4 protein-coding genes are annotated in these 5,893 nt (G+C 41.9%); 1 reads left to right on the top strand and 3 read right to left on the bottom strand.

The features are described from left to right. On the bottom strand, positions 1 to 2,840 hold a 2,840-nt coding region (locus Q0X72_RS12970; protein WP_297766220.1), incomplete at its 3' end, for a ThuA domain-containing protein. 35 nt (positions 2,841 to 2,875) lie between these two features. Beyond that, complete coding sequence (locus Q0X72_RS12965) at positions 2,876 to 4,264, bottom strand: glucoamylase family protein (RefSeq protein WP_297766218.1); 1,389 nt, start codon at positions 4,262 to 4,264, stop codon at positions 2,876 to 2,878. Positions 4,265 to 4,498: 234 nt separating this feature from the next. Between Q0X72_RS12965 and Q0X72_RS12960 the strand changes: the two genes are divergently transcribed. Continuing rightward, positions 4,499 to 5,272, top strand: a complete 774-nt coding sequence (locus tag Q0X72_RS12960; RefSeq protein WP_297766216.1) for a sulfite exporter TauE/SafE family protein — start codon at positions 4,499 to 4,501, stop codon at positions 5,270 to 5,272. A 272-nt stretch (positions 5,273 to 5,544) separates the two neighbouring features. Here the strand turns inward: Q0X72_RS12960 and Q0X72_RS12955 are convergent. Further along, positions 5,545 to 5,893: tetratricopeptide repeat protein (locus Q0X72_RS12955; protein ID WP_297766214.1), on the bottom strand; the 349-nt coding region annotated here is incomplete at its 5' end.

Genomic DNA, 5,893 nt, shown 5'->3' with positions numbered 1-5,893 from the left:
CTGTCTTTGTAAGCAGCACGGACTATATAGATCCCTTTCCCCTGGTCTCCATCCGGAACTTTCGCCTGAAATGTCCCTTTGGTAGGCAGCGTATTCTCTTTTCCTTTGGGTTTGGACATATCCAGAATGTATTGTGCTATCTCTGCGGCTTCCTTCGCAGATAATTGCGGGTGTGCAGCCATAGGTATTTCTCCCCATACGCCTCCGCCACCAGAAATGATCTTTTTGCTGAGATATTCAAGGGCAGCAGCATCATCCTTGTACTTCTTGGCTATGTCCATATAAGATGGGCCAATCGACTTTTCTTTGTTCTTATGACACGCCATACAGTCGCTCCCATCCATTAATTTTCTCCCTGCAGAAACTTGCGCAGAGGCATCTGCCGATCTATGACCCTGTGCGATCTCAATTTTATCAAAACCCTCAGACAGATAGTCAATTGTAACCGCTACTTCCTGGGCATCTATCCCATTGTTGAGACTTCCATCTTCCTTGTCATTTACTTTGATATCATACTCAAAAGATCCATTGGCTACATAGAAACTCTTATTGCTCTTGGGCATTTCTAAACTTAGAACGGGCGGTTCGTTACCTGCAACTCCGTCTCCTGAGGTGATCTCCCAGCTGTATTTTATGTCATCGTAGTCTGCATCCTTAGTGCCGTCCGAACTTAACTTTAAATTGAATGGAACAGCACCTCCCATTTTATTTGCCGCCATTTGGATCTGCGGTTTGCGGTTACCTCCATTGTATTCAATACGAATTAGGCGGGCATCATCATTAGCTGTGAACCAGCCCGAACCATATTCTAACATATACAGATCACCATTAGCGGCAAATTCCATATCCATAGGACTACTAAATCTATAACTAGGCATAAACCGTTCCATGGAGACATAATTACCATCCTTATCCATGGTAACTGTCATGATCCAGCCCCGCATCCATTCGTAAATAAAAAGCTTTCCATTGTAATATTTTGAAAACGCCTGCGGAGAATTCTTAAAATCATCGGAATAATAAACAGGTCCTGCCATGGCATTTCTGCCTCCGGCTCCTACCAAAGGAAATTCGGGGGAAGGCCCATAAGGATACCAAATAAAGGCCGGTTGTGTCTGGGGTAATTTTTGAAGTCCCGTATTGTTAGGCGAGGTGTTCATAGGTGCTTCTACCTCCCATTGTTCCAGGGATCTATTCTTATTGAAATCGTACTTGAAATAAGCTTTATTGTTCCCAACAAAGTGTGGCCATCCAAAATTGCCTGCCCGGCGGGCCTGTCCAACCTCATCATGACCAGCCGGACCTCTCAATGAATCAGGTTCGGGGGCATCGGGTCCCACATCTCCCCAATATACATAGCCCGTTCTTTGATCTATAGAGATACGGAACGGATTACGATGACCCATGGTATAGATCTCCGGTCTCGTATTTTCGGTTCCTTCTGCAAAAAGATTGCCTTCAGGGATACTATAGGTACCGTCCTTTTCCGGACGAATTCTAATGATCTTCCCACGCAGATCGTTGGTGTTGGCGGATGATTTTTGTGCATCCCAGGGGCTTCTTCCTTCTCTTTCATCTGATGGACTATATCCGTTTGAACCATGAGGATTAGTATTATCTCCGGTAGACAGGTATAAATTTCCTTCCTTGTCAAAGGCAATGGAACCGCCTGTATGGCAACATTCTTCCCGCTGGGTAGGTACTTCCAAAAGAACTTTTTCTGAGTCCATCAAGAATTCATCCCCCCGTAATTCGAATCGAGATAGCACATTCTTAGATTCATCTAAGGCGGAGTAAAAAAGATATATCCAATTATTCTTTTTAAAATTCGGGTCTTTACTGAGTCCCAGCAGCCCATCCTCGGCAACAGATTCTTTTCCTTCCTTGTTAACGTACATGAGGCTCACGGGGATCCTGGCAATGGTTTTCAGTTCTTTGGTGGTAAGGTTATATAAGCGCACCTCTCCTTTACGCTGAATGAACAGAATACGTTCCTCATCCAGGATCGCTAATTCCATTGGCTCATCTAATCCTTCCTCGAGAATTACCTTATTAAAGCGATTCTCTTCCGGTCTTGCCATGGCATAGTCCAAAGGCTTGGGTGTATCTCCCCCCATAGCGTAATGAATACCTGCCCAAAGATGGTTAAGGAAAAGCGGTTCAGAATAGGTTTCGTCTGTATGACCCATGGCTGTATAGAACGATCGGCCACCATTGTATTCCTGATACCAACTCATAGGATGATAGTCCGGATTACTGCCTCCAATAAAGCTTTTATCATCTAGTGTAAGGACCACATTTATATTTGGAGAAATGTCTTTAAAACTATAAAATTCGTCCTCACGCTCAAACTCATCCGGCATGCCTCTGGTGGCCCAATGATCTTTCTGGGTTACCGTAAATTTTCCTTTTTGCACATTGCTTGGGTCGCTGGGATGATCAAGGAAATAGGCCCCGGCCAAACCACCGTACCAAGGCCATTCGTATTCGGTATCGGTCGCTGCATGTACCCCTACATAGCCACCGCCTGCCTGAATATATCGTTCGAAGGAATTTTGTTGTTGCTCATTAAGAACATCTCCGGTGGTATTGAGGAATATCACCGTATTGAATTTTTTTAATTCTACTTCATTGAATTGTTCAGCATCTTCGGTAAAGGTTATATCAAAATCTTTCTCCTGAGACATTTTCGATAAGGCATCCTTGCCAGCAGCAATAGATTCGTGACGATATCCTTCCGTTTTACTAAAAACAAGCACATTCATTTTTTGCTTTTTCGAACAGCCATTGAATACAAATAGCATGGCAAGACAGGTAAACAGAAGCATATTAGATCTCATCAGTAACATTTTATAATTAGGTAAATATAAGAAGTCTATTTGAGGTGTGGGCTGGTAAATCCTAGCTTGCTTAATCCTGTTTGCACCTCCGGACAGGACATAAACAGATCCCATAAAAGTCCGGTTCTATGATTTTCGATCATGACAACAATGGGCCCCTGGTCAATGGCAAGATAATTAGAGGCAATCCAGTTTTCGGTGAGATTGAAGGCATCATAAAAACCATAAGGACCCCACAACCTACCTTCATAATTCTCATAGAAATTGCGCATGGCTTGCATAGAATAATCTGGTGTATATGGCATTGAAGAAATAGCCGCTGTGGGCGTAATGACCCCCAGGTCATTGGTAGGACTATGGGCCGAATATCCCTCCTGGTTATCGCTGGCGGTAAGACCCCAGCTATCTTCTCCATAGCCCAAAAATTGCTTTGGGTTTTCCAGGCAATAAGCTCTGTTGACAAGTGTATGATTTACATTTTGCTCCCAATAATTGGCATAGGTGTCTTGCAGACCCCTCGGATCCAATCCCAAAAAGGAATAATGAGCAAAGAACAAAGGACCTCCATAAGCAGGACCCAGTGGTAATTGCCACTGATTATAATACTCCTGACCATTATAAAATTGGTCGCCCGAAGTATATCCATTACTATAAACTATGGCATCTATAGGGTGAGTGGTGGAAGACGCAGCCAATACATAGGTTATCAGGGTTTCGTTATATCCTCTAATCTGGTGGTTAATGGTCCATTCATAGTCTGGGGACCAATGCCAGGTTAAAACATCCTGACCGTTGGTATACCATTCCCATTCTACTTCGTTCCAAAGCTGATTGATCTTATCTCGAAGAAGCGACTCTTCTGAAATATCCGCATCAAAATATTGCCTTGCCGTAAGCAGGCCCTGAATCATAAAGGAGGTTTCCACAATATCGCCTCCATTATCTTCTGTAAAAAAGGGCCTCACCTTCCCCGTACTGCCGTAGTACCAATGTGGAAATGCACCGTGAAAACGATCTCCATTCAGTAAGAATTCCGTGATGGTATGAAGCCGCTCAACGGCCTCTGCCCTGCTGATAAAATTTCGTTCAACTCCAACGATGATAGCCATGATCCCGAAGCCGGAACCTCCGGAAGTAACAATTTCCCAACCTTCTACCCCGTAGGCATCCTTGTCCGAACGCTCAAGGGCCATCCCACTAACAGGGTGTGCAAAATCCCAAAAATAATTAAATGTTTGCCGCTGTACCTCATCCAGAAGTGCTTCATCAGTAAGTACTTCAACAATAGAAATATCGGGATCTGAATTGAGAATTTCGGTCTTATCTCCCTTGGAGGAGCAAGACATCAAAATAAAAAATAGTATAAGACCACCAGATAGAAATACCAGGTTGATTGGAACTATCTTTTCTTTGAATAATTGCATGCATAAAAATAGGAGTATTTGATCAATTACCTGACTTCATTTTAAAAAAGCCGTCAAAAAGATTAGATTCTTACCCAATAATAGCACGATTCAAATAAATACTATTTGTATTCATTGATTATCTTAGTTGTCATATTTTGTAGTAGGTTCAGAATGCGCTTTCTCTGCACACTGGCTGCAACCTTACGTTAGCAATAGTTATTAATACAACAAAGATCTAGAACTTCGATATAAATGGAGATAGTATTAATATCCGTAGTGGCATTCTTTGTTGCCATTCTTACTTTCTTCTCGGGATTTGGACTTGGAACAATCCTTACACCGATTTTTATGCTTTTTTTCCCTGTTGAGTTAGCAATAGCACTAACAGGTTTAGTACATTTTTTTAATAATGTTTTTAAGATCTTATTGGTTGGTAAAAATGCCGATAAAAGTGTCCTACTAAAATTTGGTATACCGGCTGTTATCTTTTCCTTTATTGGTGCCTGGGTATTATTCCACATTCCAGACGCAAAGGCCTTATTTGCCTATGAACTATTTGGAAAGACATTTGAGGTATATCCTGTGAAGTTCATCATTTCCATTTTGCTGATAATATTCGCCTCTATGGATTTAGTACCCTATTTTCAAAGGCTTCAATTTGCAAAAGACAAATTGCCAATTGGTGGTGCATTAAGCGGTTTCTTTGGAGGTCTTTCGGGGAATCAGGGTGCTTTGAGAAGTGCATTTCTCATAAAGGCAGGACTTACAAAAGAAACATTTATAGGAACAGCAGTTGTTGTTTCAACTTTTGTGGACTTTACCAGACTGAGCGTTTACGCCTCAAGATTCACAAAATCTGGTTTAACAGACAATTTAACACTTGTAATATGTGCTACTTTATCTGCAATTGCCGGTGCTTATATTGGAAATAAACTTCTGAAAAAAGTAACATTAAAATTTTTACAGGTGACAGTTGCAATAATGCTAATTATAATATCACTCGCTCTGGGAAGTGGCCTTATTTAAATGTAACCGCCCTAACCTGGCTATTCCTTTCAAGAAAGTAGAAAAACAACCCATATTTCAATTGCTAAAGCTTACCAGACAGACTCCTTCTTTTTAATTGGGTCGCAAACAAGGCACTAAGCGCTTGCCAATCCACTAAAAGATTAATTACGGTAACCAATAACTGTGGCTAAGGAACTGCGAATGGGTTGCTAAAAGGCGTAATAAATCCTTTATATAAGCCAATAACAGCATTTCCTCGGCCACGAGTTTATTGCAATGCCTAAAGGGCTTTAACTACTGGCAGCCAACATTTCCTTTGCTTCATTCAGAATAAGTACATACTGGACACTGTTAAAGTTGTCACGGGCTATTTCATTCATCAGCTCCATGGCTCTTTCATCATTTCCGGACATTTTATGGGCTTTCGCCATCCAGTATTTATTGTAAACATCGTCAGGATCCAATTCTGCCATATGCTCCAGGGCCTTTTCATAATTCCCTTGCTGAAAATTCACGTAGGCATGTACCCTGTGATAGCGCCTTAATTTGTTCGGATTTTCACTGGCTTCCATATCGGACTTGATCAATTCTGCCGTTGCCGCGGCTTCTTCATAATTTCCGGCGGTCGCAGAGGTCATG

The organism is uncultured Muriicola sp., from assembly GCF_947258935.1.
GTDB lineage: Bacteria > Bacteroidota > Bacteroidia > Flavobacteriales > Flavobacteriaceae > Muriicola.
This window is presented reverse-complemented; position numbering and strand designations above follow the sequence as displayed.